This window comes from Micromonospora sp. CA-248089 (assembly GCF_050948515.1).
Taxonomy (GTDB): Bacteria; Actinomycetota; Actinomycetes; order Mycobacteriales; family Micromonosporaceae; genus Micromonospora.
This window is the reverse complement of sequence record NZ_CP192016.1, coordinates 5,462,310-5,475,396: the sequence shown is the minus strand read 5'-3', so window position 1 is coordinate 5,475,396 and position 13,087 is coordinate 5,462,310. Positions and strand designations below refer to the sequence as shown.

15 protein-coding genes are annotated in these 13,087 nt (G+C 73.1%); 5 read left to right on the top strand and 10 right to left on the bottom strand.

The genetic code is table 11. The features are described from left to right. Nucleotides 1–50 precede the first annotated feature (50 nt). Together ACQP26_RS25575 and ACQP26_RS25570 are read right to left on the bottom strand one after the other, a co-directional pair. Complete coding sequence (locus ACQP26_RS25575; protein WP_013288358.1) at nucleotides 51–308, bottom strand: WhiB family transcriptional regulator; 258 nt, start codon at nucleotides 306–308, stop codon at nucleotides 51–53. 447 nt (nucleotides 309–755) lie between these two features. After that, the gene (locus tag ACQP26_RS25570) at nucleotides 756–1,706 is read right to left on the bottom strand and encodes a diacylglycerol/lipid kinase family protein (RefSeq protein WP_269704213.1); all 951 of its coding nucleotides are present in this window, start codon (nucleotides 1,704–1,706) and stop codon (nucleotides 756–758) included. Between the two features lie 43 nt (nucleotides 1,707–1,749). On the opposite strand from ACQP26_RS25570, the gene ACQP26_RS25565 reads away from it, so the two are divergent. Continuing rightward, complete coding sequence (locus ACQP26_RS25565; RefSeq protein ID WP_269704214.1) at nucleotides 1,750–2,151, top strand: hypothetical protein; 402 nt, start codon at nucleotides 1,750–1,752, stop codon at nucleotides 2,149–2,151. 25 nt (nucleotides 2,152–2,176) lie between these two features. Here ACQP26_RS25565 and ACQP26_RS25560 read toward each other — a convergent pair whose 3' ends face one another. The 3 genes from ACQP26_RS25560 to sodN are packed head-to-tail and all read right to left on the bottom strand — an operon-like array spanning nucleotide 2,177 to nucleotide 3,542. Next, nucleotides 2,177–2,584: an ATP-binding protein gene (locus ACQP26_RS25560; RefSeq protein ID WP_281579832.1), complete on the bottom strand. Its 408-nt coding sequence runs from the start codon at nucleotides 2,582–2,584 to the stop codon at nucleotides 2,177–2,179. Between the two features lie 32 nt (nucleotides 2,585–2,616). Then, complete coding sequence (locus ACQP26_RS25555) at nucleotides 2,617–3,141, bottom strand: GNAT family N-acetyltransferase (protein WP_269704216.1); 525 nt, start codon at nucleotides 3,139–3,141, stop codon at nucleotides 2,617–2,619. Continuing rightward, nucleotides 3,138–3,542 carry a superoxide dismutase, Ni gene (sodN, locus tag ACQP26_RS25550; protein ID WP_013288353.1) on the bottom strand — a complete coding sequence of 135 codons (405 nt, stop codon included), beginning with the start codon at nucleotides 3,540–3,542 and terminating at the stop codon, nucleotides 3,138–3,140. The genes ACQP26_RS25555 and sodN overlap by 4 nt, the downstream gene beginning before the upstream one ends. A 78-nt stretch (nucleotides 3,543–3,620) precedes the next feature. On the opposite strand from sodN, the gene ACQP26_RS25545 reads away from it, so the two are divergent. The 3 genes from ACQP26_RS25545 to ACQP26_RS25535 all read left to right on the top strand — a co-directional run bounded on the left by ACQP26_RS25545 (nucleotide 3,621) and on the right by ACQP26_RS25535 (nucleotide 6,331). Beyond that, the gene (locus tag ACQP26_RS25545; RefSeq protein ID WP_269704217.1) at nucleotides 3,621–3,959 is read left to right on the top strand and encodes a S24/S26 family peptidase; all 339 of its coding nucleotides are present in this window, start codon (nucleotides 3,621–3,623) and stop codon (nucleotides 3,957–3,959) included. 157 nt (nucleotides 3,960–4,116) lie between these two features. Further along, nucleotides 4,117–5,292 (top strand): NAD(P)-dependent malic enzyme, encoded by a 1,176-nt coding sequence (locus ACQP26_RS25540; protein ID WP_269704219.1) that lies wholly within the window; start codon nucleotides 4,117–4,119, stop codon nucleotides 5,290–5,292. 76 nt (nucleotides 5,293–5,368) lie between these two features. Further along, entirely contained in the window at nucleotides 5,369–6,331 is a 963-nt protein-coding gene (locus ACQP26_RS25535) for a zinc-binding dehydrogenase (protein WP_269704220.1), read from the top strand. Nucleotides 6,332–6,415: 84 nt separating this feature from the next. On the opposite strand, the gene ACQP26_RS25530 is transcribed toward ACQP26_RS25535, so the two are convergent. The 3 genes from ACQP26_RS25530 to ACQP26_RS25520 all read right to left on the bottom strand — a co-directional run bounded on the left by ACQP26_RS25530 (nucleotide 6,416) and on the right by ACQP26_RS25520 (nucleotide 9,258). Further along, complete coding sequence (locus tag ACQP26_RS25530) at nucleotides 6,416–7,381, bottom strand: alpha/beta hydrolase family protein (RefSeq protein WP_433494206.1); 966 nt, start codon at nucleotides 7,379–7,381, stop codon at nucleotides 6,416–6,418. Nucleotides 7,382–7,421: 40 nt separating this feature from the next. Continuing rightward, nucleotides 7,422–7,955, bottom strand: a complete 534-nt coding sequence (locus ACQP26_RS25525) for a nucleotidyltransferase domain-containing protein (protein ID WP_433494205.1) — start codon at nucleotides 7,953–7,955, stop codon at nucleotides 7,422–7,424. Between the two features lie 118 nt (nucleotides 7,956–8,073). Next, the gene (locus ACQP26_RS25520) at nucleotides 8,074–9,258 is read right to left on the bottom strand and encodes a poly(ethylene terephthalate) hydrolase family protein (protein WP_433494204.1); all 1,185 of its coding nucleotides are present in this window, start codon (nucleotides 9,256–9,258) and stop codon (nucleotides 8,074–8,076) included. 181 nt (nucleotides 9,259–9,439) lie between these two features. On the opposite strand from ACQP26_RS25520, the gene ACQP26_RS25515 reads away from it, so the two are divergent. After that, entirely contained in the window at nucleotides 9,440–9,613 is a 174-nt protein-coding gene (locus ACQP26_RS25515; protein WP_269704224.1) for a hypothetical protein, read from the top strand. 82 nt (nucleotides 9,614–9,695) lie between these two features. Here ACQP26_RS25515 and ACQP26_RS25510 read toward each other — a convergent pair whose 3' ends face one another. Both ACQP26_RS25510 and pta read right to left on the bottom strand, forming a co-directional pair. Continuing rightward, nucleotides 9,696–10,808 carry an acetate/propionate family kinase gene (locus tag ACQP26_RS25510; RefSeq protein WP_269704226.1) on the bottom strand — a complete coding sequence of 371 codons (1,113 nt, stop codon included), beginning with the start codon at nucleotides 10,806–10,808 and terminating at the stop codon, nucleotides 9,696–9,698. Beyond that, complete coding sequence (pta, locus tag ACQP26_RS25505; RefSeq protein WP_433494203.1) at nucleotides 10,805–12,871, bottom strand: phosphate acetyltransferase; 2,067 nt, start codon at nucleotides 12,869–12,871, stop codon at nucleotides 10,805–10,807. The genes ACQP26_RS25510 and pta overlap by 4 nt, the downstream gene beginning before the upstream one ends. Nucleotides 12,872–13,087 lie beyond the last annotated feature (216 nt).

Here is a 13,087-nt window from a genome sequence, read left to right as displayed (position 1 = left end):
AGCAGAACGCCCCGGCCGGAATCCCGGCCGGGGCGGTCAGCGTGTACGGGTCAGGCGGAGTGAGCGCGCAGCACCCGGAGACCGCCGCGGCGCTTCACCGCGCGGCGCTCCTCTTCGCTCATCCCACCCCAGACGCCGGCGTCCTGACCGGACTCCAGCGCCCACTGCAGGCACTGGTCGGTCACGGGGCAGCGCCGGCAGACGGCCTTCGCCTGCTCCACCTGCAGGAGGGCCGGACCGGACGTCCCGATCGGGAAGAACAGCTCCGGGTCCTCGTCGCGGCAGACCGAATCGTGGCGCCAGTCCATGGCGGCAACACTCCTCATTCTTAGTGGGTGGCCAGATAACGCTTCGTTGCTTTTTCTATTTGCGTCCGCATTGCCGAATGGTGACGGTCAGCATCCATCAATTCGGCGCTGCGTGAGCAGGCTGCGGGGCCGGGGACCTGCTGGAACAGCTCAACCGAACGAGCATATCCAGGCAATGTCCCGGCAACACGAGTTCGCTTGTGAATACTTTCACGAACTACAGCGATGTCAAGGGTGACGCTCGGAAAAACTCCGAACAGTGAGCGGGCTCACCACCCATTTGTCCGGGTTTGCCAGAGCCCTGGTTACCCGGCGTGCCACAGTCGTTAATCAATGTAGTACGGTCTGCGTGAGGTTGCTGACATTTCCGGCACCCTTCCTCGGCGTGGCGGCCACCGCGCCCGCGCGGCGGGGGGGTCCGCGTCAACCGACTGGGATACCCGAGACCTAGCAGATTACTCTCAGTGCGGCCGGTACGGATGTGAATCGGACTTTCTCCCGCTCGCCGAGGTAGTCCCCGTCCAGTTGGAACGGCAACGGACGCTCCGAGACCAGCGTGAACTCGGCCACGTCGTGCAGCCGCAGCACCTGCTTGCCGTGCGGATCCGGTCGTTTCGAGAAGAACTGCGCCGCCGTACGGGCCGTGCTGGCCACCCGCAACCGCCGCAGCGCGAGCACGTCGAGCCCCAGGTCGAACGACGCCTCCGGGTTCGGGTTGATCTCCCGGTCGCCCAGGTACGTCCACGGCGCGGTGTTCTGGATGATCGCGGTGGCCAGATCCGTGTCGGGCGCCTCACCCGGGCGCTCCAGCGTGATCGACGGGTGGCGGCGGTCCGAGCCGACGAAGTACTGACTCGCGGTGGAGCGGAAGTAGAGCGCCGGAGTGGAGACGCGCCCCTTCTTGCGGGCCTGTTCCACCCGGCGGATGACAGCCGCGTCCAGCCCGAAGCCGGCGCAGAACGTGAAGTAGCGGTCGTCGGCCCGGCCCAGCCCGATCGTGCGGGACCGGCCCAGCCGCAGCCCCTCCAGGATCATGCTGGTGCCGTCCGGCCACTCCCGGGGCAGCCCGAGCGCGCGGGCGAAGACGTTCGTCGAACCGCCCGGCACGGTGGCCAGCGCGGGCAGCCGCTCGGCCGAGGTCTGTCCGGTGCGGAACGTCGGCGGCTCCGCCGCCATCAGGCCGTTCACCACCTCGTTGACGGTGCCGTCGCCGCCGAGCGTGACGACCAGGTCGACGCCCTCCTGGGCGGCCTCCCGGGCCAGATCCATGGCGTGGCCCCGTCGGCGGGTGTACCGCACCGACAGGTCGACTTCACTGCGCAACGCCCGGACCAGCACGTCCCGGCTGCGCTCGCTGGTGGTGGTGGCCTTCGGATTGACCACCAGGACGGCCCGCATGGGCGGCACTGTACCGCGACTACCCACCGGTATCGTGGCGCCCGTGACGATCGACTCCGACCCGCTCCCCGGCACGCTGCGCGCGGCGGTGCTCCTGCTACGTGTCCAGGCGGTGGCGCTGGGGCTGATCGCGGTGTGGCTCATCTGGTCCGACCTCACCGCCGACACGACGGACCTGACCTCGGCGCTGCTGGTGACCGTCTTCGCGGTCGGCGGCGCGGTGGCGCTCTGGGCGCTCGGCGGCGCGCTGTCCCGCCGCCGCGCCGGGGCCCGCGCGCCGGCCATCGTGCTCCAGCTCATGCTGCTGCCGGTCGGCTGGTTCATGATCGAGGGCGGCATGGGCTGGCTCGGCGTACCGCTGATCGCGCTCGGGATCGGCATGGTCGGGCTGCTGGTGAGCGGTCCGACGAACCGCGCGCTGGGCTTCGGTGAGCCGGCCGGCTGAGAGGACGACGCCGGCCGCTTGTTGGTCAGAAGCCGCCGGCGCGGCGGGTGAGCAGCGAGATGGTGGCCCGGCCGCCGGACGCCTGGGCGTTCGCCCCGCTGGTCAGCGCGGTCAGCACCTTCCAGGCGAACGACGACTCGGACGGCAGCGTGGCGCCCCGGACCGTCGGCACCGTCACCTCGACGGTGAGCGCGTCCTCGGTGACCGCGAACCGGCACTCCAGCTCGGCGTCGCGGGTGGCGATGGCGAGCAGCATGGCGCACGCCTCGTCGACGGCGATACGCAGATCCTCGATCTCGTCGAGGGCGAACTGGAGCCGGGCCGCGAGCCCGGCCGTGGCGGTGCGGAGCACGCCGAGGTAGCCACCGTCGGCGGGCACGGTGAGATGGACGACGTCGTCGTCGGTCGCCGGGTGCCCGGTCAGTTGAGTCACGGCTCCTCCCCCCGGTGCGGGACTCTACCCGGTCAGGGGGCCGACCGCGTGGGCGCGGCCGTCGCGTGCGTGGCGAGCTCGCGCAACGCCGGCCCAGCCAGCCGGTACGGGGTCCACTCGTCCATCGGCGTGGCGCCGATCGCGGCGTAGAAGCGGGCCGCCGGGTTCCAGTTGATCATCCACCACTCCAGCCGCTGGTAGCCCCGCTCGACGCAGATCGCGGCGAGGGTGGCCAGCAGCATCCGGCCCGCGCCGGTGCCCCGGGCGTCCGGGCGGACGTAGAGGTCCTCCAGGTAGATGCCGTGCACACCGGCCCAGGTGGAGAAGTTGAGGAACCAGAGCGCGAAGCCGACCGGCTGGTCCGACGCGTCGACGGCGACGTGGCCGAACAGCGCCGGGGACGGGCCGAACAGGGCCGCCTCGAGCTGTGCCGCGGTGAGATGGCACTGCTCGGGCGCGCGCTCGTACTCGGCGAGTTCGTGCACCATGGCGACGACGGCCGGTACGTCCTCGGGACGTACCGGCCGGATCGTCGGAGTGCCGTCGGGCGACGTCACGCCTGCTTGGTCTCCCAGAAGATCTTCGAGATCTCGTCGATCTTCGCCAGCAGCTCGTCGGCCTTGGCCGGGTCGGTGCCACCCTTGGCGCCGGCTGCGCCGGCCAGCTTGGTGGCCTCGTTGAACAGCTGGTGCAGGTGCGGGTACTTCTCGAAGTGCGGCGCCTTGAAGTAGTCGGTCCAGAGCACCCACAGGTGGTGCTTGACCAGCTCGGCCCGCTGCTCCTTGATCAGGATGGCGCGGGTGCGGAACTCCGGGTCGGTGTTGGCCTGGTACTTCTCGCAGATCATTTTGACCGACTCGGCCTCGATCCGGGCCTGGGCCGGGTCGTAGACGCCGCAGGGCAGGTCGCAGTGAGCGCTGGCCGTCACCCGGGGCGTGAGGATGCGGGGAAGGCGCATCAGGGTCCTCCATGGGTTGTTTGCGATGATCCAAGACGACATTACTCCTGGAGACGCCCTCGGGGGCTGGGAGGTGACATGGCGCCCACCGGTGGACTACCGGCCCTGCGCGGCCCGCTGGTGCCGGTGCTGGTGACCGGCCCCTCCATGGCCCCGGCGCTGCGTCACGGCGACGCGGTCCTGGTGCGCACCGGAGGCCGGCCGGTACGCCCCGGTGACGTGGTCGTCGCGGTGTTCCGCAGCCGTCCCGACCTGCTCGTCGTCAAGCGGGCGGTGGAACCGCGCGACGGCGGATGGTGGTTGCGCGGCGACAACGAGTTCGTCACCGACGACTCCCGGGCGTACGGGGTGGCCGACGTCCGCGGCCGGGTGGTGGCCCGCTGGTGGCCGCGCCCGGGACGGGTCAGGAGCAGGTAACGACCGGAGCGGATATGACCCCGCTCACATACTGGGCGCCGGTGCGTGACTATGCTCGAAAAGTGCCCGGGTGACCCCCGCACCGCCGCGCCGCCGGTCGCTGACCACCGCTGACCACGCCGGCCGGTCCGTCTGCTCGACAGATCCTGGAGTCACCATGTCTTCGTCCACCCCGGACCCCGCCGATCCCGTCTTCCGCCTGCACGTCGGCGGCAAGATGGCAGTCGCCTCCACCGTGCCGCTGACCAGCCGTGAGGACCTCTCCCTCGCGTACACCCCGGGGGTCGCCCGGGTGTGTGAGGCGATCGCCGCCGACCCCGCGCTCGCCGACACCTACACCTGGGTGTCGCACACCGTCGCCGTGGTCACCGACGGTTCCGCCGTACTCGGCCTGGGCAACATCGGCCCGCGCGCCGCGCTGCCCGTGATGGAGGGCAAGGCGGTGCTGTTCAAGCAGTTCGCCGGCGTGGACGCGGTACCGGTCTGCCTGGACACGCAGGACGTGGACGAGATCGTCGCGACGGTCAAGGCGCTCGCGCCCTCGTTCGGCGGGATCAACCTGGAGGACATCAGCGCCCCGCGCTGCTTCGAGGTGGAGCGCCGGCTCGACGAGGCGCTGGACATCCCGGTCTTCCACGACGACCAGCACGGCACCGCGATCGTGGTGCTCGCCGCGCTGCGCAACGCCGCGACGCTGCTCAACCGCAAGCTCGGCGACCTGCGGGTGGCGGTCAGCGGCGCGGGCGCGGCCGGGGTGGCGGTCACCAAGATGCTGATCGCCGGCGGCGTCGACCCGGACCGGGTGGTGGTGTGCGACTCGCGCGGCATCATCGGCCGGCACCGCGAGCTGACCGGCACCAAGGCCGAACTGGCCGAGATGACGAATGCCGAGGGCAGGCAGGGCGACATCACCGAGGCGCTGCGCGACGCGGACGTGCTCGTGGGCGTCTCCGGCGGCCAGATCCCGGAGGCGGCGGTGGCCGGCATGGCCCCCGGCGGCATCGTGTTCGCGCTCGCCAACCCCACCCCGGAGGTGCACCCCGAGGTGGCCGCCCGGCACGTGGCGGTGGTCGCCACCGGGCGCAGCGACTACCCGAACCAGATCAACAACGTGCTCGCGTTCCCCGGTGTGTTCCGGGGCGCGCTGGACGCCGGGGCCACCCGGATCACCGACTCGATGAAGGTGGCCGCCGCCGACGCCATCGCCGGGGTGGTGGCCGAGTCGCTGACGGCCGACGCCATCGTGCCGTCGCCGCTGGACCCGCGCGTCGCGCCGGCGGTGGCCGAGGCGGTCGCGGAGGCCGCCCGCCGCGACGGTGTCGCCCGCCGCTGAGATGCAAGGAAGGGGCCCTTCCTAACGCCTCCGGTAGAGGAAGGGCCCCTTCTTAACTGCTGCTCAGCTTGTTACCGTGCCGATCATGCGTGCTGCCTATGCCTCGGCCTTCGACGCCGACAACCCGCTCGCCGCGCTCGCCGTCGGCGACCGTCCCGAGCCGACCCACCCGCAGGACGACTGGGTCACCGTGCAGGTACGGGCCAGCTCGCTCAACCACCACGACCTCTGGTCGCTGCGCGGCGTGGGCCTGACCGCCGGCCAGCTCCCGATGATCCTCGGCTGTGACGCGGTCGGCACCGACCCGGACGGCAACGAGGTGGTCATCTACCCGGTCGTGCCCACCCCCGGTGACCCGCGCGGGGTCTCCATCCTCTCCGAGCACTACCAGGGCACGTTCGCCGAGCTTGTCGCCGTACCCCGGATGAATTTGCTGCCGCTGCCCGACGGCCTGTCGGCGACCGACGCGGCGTGCCTGCCCACGGCCTGGCTCACCGCCTGGCGGATGCTGACCACCAAGGGCCGGGTCGCCGACGGCGAGTCGGTGCTGGTCCAGGGCGCCGGCGGTGGCGTGGCCACCGCGGCTGTCGCACTCGGCGTCGCGCTCGGCAAGCGGGTGTACGCGACCAGCCGCGACGCCGCCAAGCGGGAGCGGATCACCGAACTGGGCGCGACCGCGCTCGAACCGGGCGCGCGGCTGCCGGAGCGGGTCGACGTGGTGATCGAGACGGTCGGCGCTGCCACGTTCGACCACTCGCTGAAGTCGGCCGCCCCGATGGCCCGGATCGTGGTCTCCGGCGCCACCGCCGGGCACGAGCCGAAGATCAACCTGCGCCGGGTCTTCGCCATGCAGCTGGAGATTCTCGGCACCTCGATGGGTACGCCGGACGAGCTGACCGAGCTGCTCGCGTTCTGCGCCGAGCACGAGGTGCGCCCGGTGGTCGACCGGGTGGTGCCGTTCAGCGAGATCTCCGAGGCGTTCGCCCGGCTGCACTCCGGTGAGGTCTTCGGCAAGGTGGTCGTCGACCACACCGCCTGACGCGCACGGCGCGCGCCGGCCGCGCGGTCGGCTTGTTAAGAAGGGGCCCCTTCTCTACCGGAGACGTTAAGAAGGGGCCCTTCCTTACAGGCGGTCGTCGAGGGTGGCCAGGTTGCCCCGGGCGGCGTCGGCCGGGAGGCGCTTCTTCGCCGCCGGGTCGCCGTAGAGCGTCCAGCGGAGGAACTCGACTGTGGTGTCGGCGACCACGCCCAGCGCCTTGCCGTCGCCCAGCAGCGCCCGGCCGTGGTCGCCCTTGGGCAGGCTGAGCATCGCCTTCGGCCACGGCACCGCGTCGAAGACGGCCTTGCCCGCCGCGTACGCCACCACCTCGTCGGCCTCGCCGTGCACGAACAGCTGCGGCGCGGCGGCGCCGGCGAACGCGGTACCCACACCGAGCGCGGTGCCGGCGAAGACGATGCCCGCGTCCAGCCGCTCGTCCCGGCCCGCGGTGAACAGCCCGATCGTGGTCACGCCGCCGGCGCTGTGGCCGGTCGCGGCCACCCGCTCCGGGTCCAGCCGGCCGCGCAGCGGATCGCCCGCCTTCTCGCCGAGGGCGAGCACCTGCGTCAGCACGTACGACACGTCGGCCGGCTGGTTGAGCACGTCCAGCGGGTTGCCGTCGGTGCCCCGGGAGGTGTGCGGGAACCGCGGCGCGGCGACCACGAACCCGGCCGCCACCCAGCGGGTCAGCAGCGCCTGGTAGTCCTCCGGCCGGGCACTGAGCCCGTGGCTGAACAACACCACCGGGAACCGCCCGTCCGCCGCCGGGGCGGAGCGCTCGACCGCGCCACCGGCCGCGCCCGCCGCCGGGTACCAGAGGGTCACCGGCAACGGCCGGTCGCCGTCGCGGTTCAGCTTCACCTGGCGTACGCCGACCGCGAAGCTCTCCGTGGGGGCCTTGCCGGCGGGTACGCGCGGAGCGGGTGTGGTGGTCGTCGGTGGGGCGTCGGGGGCGGGCCGCTCGGCGGGGGCACTGGGCTGCTTCGAGCAGCCGGCGAGGGCGGCGCCGAGCACGGCGGCGGTGAGCAGGGCGACGGGACGACGGCGCATGAACTCGATTGTGCCTCGCGATTCCTGCCATCAGGTGCGGTCAGCGCGCCGGGTGACCACCCGCTGACGCCCGGAGGCGAGCCAGGTCGGCCGCGTCCTTGGCCCGGCGGGGGCACTCCGGCATCCAGACCGGGAACATCTCCTTGAACTCGATCTGCGCCGCGACGCTGATCACCGGCGCCGCGAGCGTGCCGATCCGGCCGGGCGGCCCGGCCAGCATGCCGTCCGGCAGGGGCGTGCCCGCCCACGGTCCGGCGCCGACGACGACCCGGCCGTCCGCGTCCCGGTCGAGGTACGCGAAGCTCAGCTCGACGTCGTCGCGCAGCAGGTCGAGTTGCGTCGTGGCGGGCATCCGGGGATCGGGGCGCCAGCCGAGCGCGCCGAGCCGGTCGGCCAGCGTGTCGGCGTCGCGCCGCCAGCAGTACCAGTCGACGTCGACGTGCGGTCGGGTCACCTCGCCGAGGTGGAAGTCCATCGCCCAGCCCTCGCGCAGCCACACGTCGATCCCGCAGCCGCCGCACACGCCGACGACTTCCCGGATCGCCCCCAGCTGCCGCCCCTCTGCCCCGTCCACCCCGGCACCGTACCCACCCGCCCCGAGGCGCGTGTCGATCATGAAGTTGACGGCATCGGCTGCCCGGTTTGTCGCCGCCAACCTCATGATCGTCGGCGACGGAGAGGGCGGGTGGTGGTCAGGTGGGCAGGGAGCGGGTGGTGAAGGTCGTCTGGTCGGGGGCGGTGGCGTCGGCGGGGAGGCGGCGCAGGGCGGCGCGGTCGGCGTAGAGCGTCCAGCGCAGGAAGTCGGTGGTGGTGGCGAGCACCTGGGGGAAACCGGGCCGCCCCGGCGTCAGGTACTCGCCGTGGCCCTGACCGGTGAGGCTCAGGAAGGCGGCCGGGCCGAGACAGCGGGCGTACGCGGCCCGGCCGATCGACTCCGGCACGATCCGGTCGGCGCTCCCGTGCACGAACAGCATCGGCGCGAGCGGCCGGGACAGCCCGGCGACCATCCGGCCACCGGCGATCACGAGTCCGGCGCGCAGCGGGTACGGCTGCCCGGAGGCGAACATGCCGAGCGTGGTGTGACCGCCGGCCGAGTGCCCGGCGGCGGCGAACCGGTCCACCGCCAGGTGCGCGCCGAGCGGATCCCCGGGGCGGGCGCCGAGGCGGACCAGGTGGCGGATCAGTCGCCAGGCGTCGGCGGGCTGGTTGCGGACGTCCTCGCGGGTGAACGGGCGGGCGCGCTGGTTCGTCCGCGGGTAGGTGGGCGCGACCACCACGAAACCGGCGGCGGCCCAGCGGCTGGTCAGCGCCGCGTGCAGGGCGGGCAGGCTGCGCAGCCCGTGGCTGTAGAGCACCACCGGGAACCGTCCGGCGGCGAACGGGGCTCCCGGCCGGACGCGCGGGCCGGGGCTCGCCGGTGCGGCGCGGCCGGATCCGGAGGGAGTGGCGACGACGGACGGCAGAGCCGAGACGCGGGGCCCGCGCGGGCTCGACAGCGCCGGCGCGTGATCGGCACCGGCCGAGCCGGGACGATCCGGAAGAGGCCCGGCCGAAGGAGGGCCGGCCGAAGGCGCGTCGGCCGAAAGTGGGTCGGCCGAGCCGGAACCGGCCGAGCCGGGACCAGTCGAGCCGGAACCTGCCGAGCCGGGGCCGGCCGGGTGCGGCGGTGGGGGAGACGGTTGCGCCGGGTACCAGACGGTGACCGGCAGCGGACGCCTGCCGTCCGGGTCGAGCGTGAACTGCCGCATCCCGACCGCGTACGGGCGCTCCGGCGCGGGTCCGACGCTCCCCGGGATCGGGTCGGAGGTGGCCACGGCCGGGCCGCAACCGGCCAGCAGCGCCGTCATCAGCGCGGCGACCAGCCGCTGCCCCCTCACACCTGCACGGTAGGCAGCCGAGCGGGCAGCCCGCGCCCGCCGTCCGGGCCGGTCGGCACCGCCACCCGGTCGGCTCCCGCCTCCACCGGGTGGCCGGGTTTGCCCGATCCCGTCGACCGGATCCGCAGGTGGCGGCCCGGCGGGGCGGACCGGTCCGGTGGGCTTCGCTAGGGTCAGCCGCATGGCTGAGAACTACACCGACCCGAGTGGCAACACCGCGCAGTTCCGCGCATTCGTCGATTCTCCCGAGCCGGCCGCGTCGGCGGCGGCGCCGTCGCGCCTGCCGCTGATCGCCGGTGTGGCCGTCGCCGCCGTCGTGGTGATCGCCCTGGTCGCCTGGATCGCCCTGGGCTGACCGGGCCGACCGGGGCTGATCCCGGCCCGCCCGACCCGTCCGGTCCGCCCGGCCGACGCGGGGGAGGCCGGGGCGCACGCGATCAGACGTCCAGCACCTCGCGGGTCTCGCGGGCGATCTCCCGCTCCTCGTCGGTGCCGACCACGAGCACCGCGACCTCCGCGCCGTCCGGGGAGACGACCCGGTCGCCGTGGCCGTCGTTGCGCGCCGGGTCGACGGCGACGCCCAGCCGCTCCAGCCCGGCCAGCGAGGCAGCCCGGACCGGTGCGGCGTGCTCGCCGACCCCGGCGGTGAACGCGATCGCGTCCACCCGGCCCAGCAGTGCGTAGTACGCGCCCACGTAGCCGGTGATCCGCCGGCAGTAGACGTCGAACGCCAGCGTCGCGTCCGGGTCACCGGCGGCGCGCCGGGCCAGCACCTCGCGCATGTCGTTGGCACCGGTCAGCCCGAGCAGGCCGCTGCGGTGGTTGAGCAGGTCGTCGATGTCGTCCACGACCATGCCGCCCTCGCGCCGCAGGTGGAAGATGACTGTCGGGTCGAGGTCGCCGCTGCGGGTGCCCATCACCAGGCCCTCCAGCGGGGACATGCCCATCGAGGTGGCGACACTGCGCCCACCCTGGACGGCACACGCGCTCGCCCCGTTGCCCAGGTGCAGCGTGATCGTGTTGATCTGGTCGTACGGGCGGTCGAGCAGGTCGGCGACGCGACGCGAGACGTACGCGTGCGAGGTGCCGTGGAAGCCGTACCGGCGGACGCCGTAGCGCTCGGCGGTGGCCTTGTCGATCGCGTACGTGGCGGCGGCCTCGGGCAGCGTGTGGTGGAACGCGGTGTCGAAGACCGCCACCTGTGGGGTGTCCGGCAGCGCCTCCAGCGCGACCCGGATGCCGGCGAGGTTGGCCGGGTTGTGCAGCGGGGCCAGCGGCACCAGGTCCTCGATCGCGGTGACGACCGCGTCGTCGATGCGTACCGGCTCGCTGAACTTCCGCCCGCCGTGCACCACCCGGTGGCCGACTCCGGCCAGGCCGGTCAGGTCGAGCCGGCCGATGATCTCCCGGACGGCGCTCTCGTGGTCGGCCGGCCCGCCGCCGGGTTCGCCGATCCGCTCGACGGTGCCCTTGTCCAGGACGTCGTCGCCGTCGTACAGCCGGTACTTGACCGACGAGGATCCGCTGTTGAGGACCAGGATGCGGCTCATTCCGGCGCCTCCGCGGCGGCCTGGATGGCGGTGATCGCCACCGTGTTGACGATGTCCGGCACGGTGGCGCCCCGGGACAGGTCGTTCACCGGCCGGTTCAGGCCCTGCATGACCGGCCCGACCGCCACCGCGCCGGCCGAGCGCTGCACCGCCTTGTACGTGTTGTTGCCGGTGTTGAGGTCCGGGAAGATGAACACCGTGGCCCGCCCGGCGACCGGGCTGTCCGGCAGCTTGGTAGCCGCCACCTGTGGGTCGATCGCCGCGTCGTACTGGATCGGGCCCTCGACGAGCAGGTCGGGCCGGCGTTCCCGGACCAGCTTGGTGGCCGCCGCGACCTTCTCCACGTCGGCGCCCGCGCCGGAGCTGCCGGTGGAGTACGACAGCATCGCCACCCGCGGTTCGATGCCGAACCGGGCCGCCGTGTCGGCCGACGAGATGGCGATGTCGGCGAGCTGGTCGGCGTCCGGGTCGGGGTTGACGGCGCAGTCGCCGTACACCAGCACCCGGTCGGCGAGCAGCATGAAGAAGACGCTGGAGGCGACGGAGACGCCGGGCACGGTCCGGATGATTTCGAAGGCCGGGCGGATGGTGGCGGCCGTGGTGTGGGTGGCGCCGGAGACCATGCCGTCGGCGTGGCCGGTCTGCACCATCATCGTGCCGAAGTAGTTGGGCTGCGCCACGATGTCGTGCGCCAGCTCGACGGTGACGCCGCGGTGGGCGCGCAACCGCGCGTACGCCTGCGCGAACTCGTCCCGCCACGGGCTGGTCGCCGGGTCGACCACCTGGGCGTCACCGACGTCCACGCCCAGCTCCCGGGTGCGGCGGGCGATCTCGTCCGGGCGGCCGAGCAGGGTGATCTCGGCGACGCCCCGGCGCAGCAGCACCTCGGTCGCGCGCAGGATCCGCTCGTCGGCGCCCTCGGGCAGCACGAGCCGGCGGCGCCGGGCGCGGGCCTTGTCGATCAGGTCGTTCTCGAACATCAGCGGGGTGACCCGCGCGGACCGGCTGACCCGCAGCCGGCGGGCCAGGTCGTCGGTGTCCACGCAGCGCTCGAACGCGCCGAGCGCGGCCTCGACCTTGCGCGGGTTGGCGGTGCTGGGGCGGCCCTCGATCCGGCTGGACGCGGAGACCGTGTCGTAGCTGTCGCTCGGCACCGACAGCACGGGCAGCCCGGTGTTCATCCGCTCGACCAGGCGCATGGCGCGCGGGTCGGGCTGCTCGCCGAGCGTGAGCACCAGCCCGGCCAGCGACACCTGCCCGGCCACGTGCGCGGCGCCGGCGGCCACCAGCAGGTCCGCGCGGTCGCCCGGGGTGATCACCAGAGCGCCGTCGGTGAGGTGGTCCAGCAGCGTCGGCACGTGCGCCGCGCCCACCACGTAGTCGAGCACGTCGCGGTCGAGCGCGGTCTCGTCGCCGGTGAGCACGGTGCCGCGCAGCGCCGCGGCCACCTCGGCCACCGTCGGCGCCGACACGGTCGGCACCTCCGGGATCGCGTACGCGGGCACCGGTAGCTCGGGCAGCGTCATCGGCTCCGGCACGCGGTTGGCCAGCGCCGCGATCACCGTCGCGCCGAGGTCGACCAGATCGTGGTACGCGCCACGCAGCGCGGCCGCGATCGCGTCGGGCGCCTGCCCGAACCCGTCCACCACGGGCACCACGACGCTGCCGAACTCGGTCGCCAGCCGGGCGTTGAAGGCCAGCTCGCGCGGGCCGGTGCCGTCGCCGTAGGCGAAGTCGCTGCCCACCACCACTATCGCCGGGCAGCGCCGTTCGACCTCGCGGTAGCGGGTGACGATCCGGGAGATCAGCTCCTCCCGGCGGCCGTCCGCGACGAGCGCGCTCGCCTCGGCGTACGTGGCGCCGTGCAGCTCGTCGACCGGCAGGTCCATCCGGTAGCGCTCGGTGAGCAGAGCGAGGATCGGGTCGGTGCCGTCACCGGCGACGAGCGGCCGGAACGCGCCGATCCGTTCCACCTGCCGGGACAACAACTCGGCCAGCCCGAGGGCCACCGTCGATTTTCCCCCGCCCGAGCCAACGCCGGTCAGGTACACGCTGCGCGCCACGGCAACCAACCTACAAGATCGAGGTCGGTGCTGTCCGTTCTGCCTGGTCAGCGCGGCTAGCCGGGGGAGAAGGTGGGAATTTTTCGCATCTACACTTGGCCTTGTGGAAGGCCCGACAGCACTGATTCCCGTCGTACCGGAATCGCCCCCCGTCTTCGTAGACCCGAGCGGGCGGCGACGCCGGCGGCTGCGCCGTCTCGCCTACTGCGCGGGTGC

Coding starts and splice junctions, on each gene's coding strand:
- ACQP26_RS25540 (WP_269704219.1), top strand. CDS start 4,117: ATGTCTTCGTCCACCCCGGACCCCGCCGATCCCGTCTTCCGCCTGCAC.
- ACQP26_RS25545 (WP_269704217.1), top strand. CDS start 3,621: ATGGCGCCCACCGGTGGACTACCGGCCCTGCGCGGCCCGCTGGTGCCG.
- sodN (WP_013288353.1), bottom strand. CDS start 3,542: ATGCGCCTTCCCCGCATCCTCACGCCCCGGGTGACGGCCAGCGCTCAC.
- ACQP26_RS25575 (WP_013288358.1), bottom strand. CDS start 308: ATGGACTGGCGCCACGATTCGGTCTGCCGCGACGAGGACCCGGAGCTG.
- ACQP26_RS25510 (WP_269704226.1), bottom strand. CDS start 10,808: ATGAGCCGCATCCTGGTCCTCAACAGCGGATCCTCGTCGGTCAAGTAC.
- ACQP26_RS25515 (WP_269704224.1), top strand. CDS start 9,440: ATGGCTGAGAACTACACCGACCCGAGTGGCAACACCGCGCAGTTCCGC.
- ACQP26_RS25530 (WP_433494206.1), bottom strand. CDS start 7,381: ATGCGCCGTCGTCCCGTCGCCCTGCTCACCGCCGCCGTGCTCGGCGCC.
- ACQP26_RS25570 (WP_269704213.1), bottom strand. CDS start 1,706: ATGCGGGCCGTCCTGGTGGTCAATCCGAAGGCCACCACCACCAGCGAG.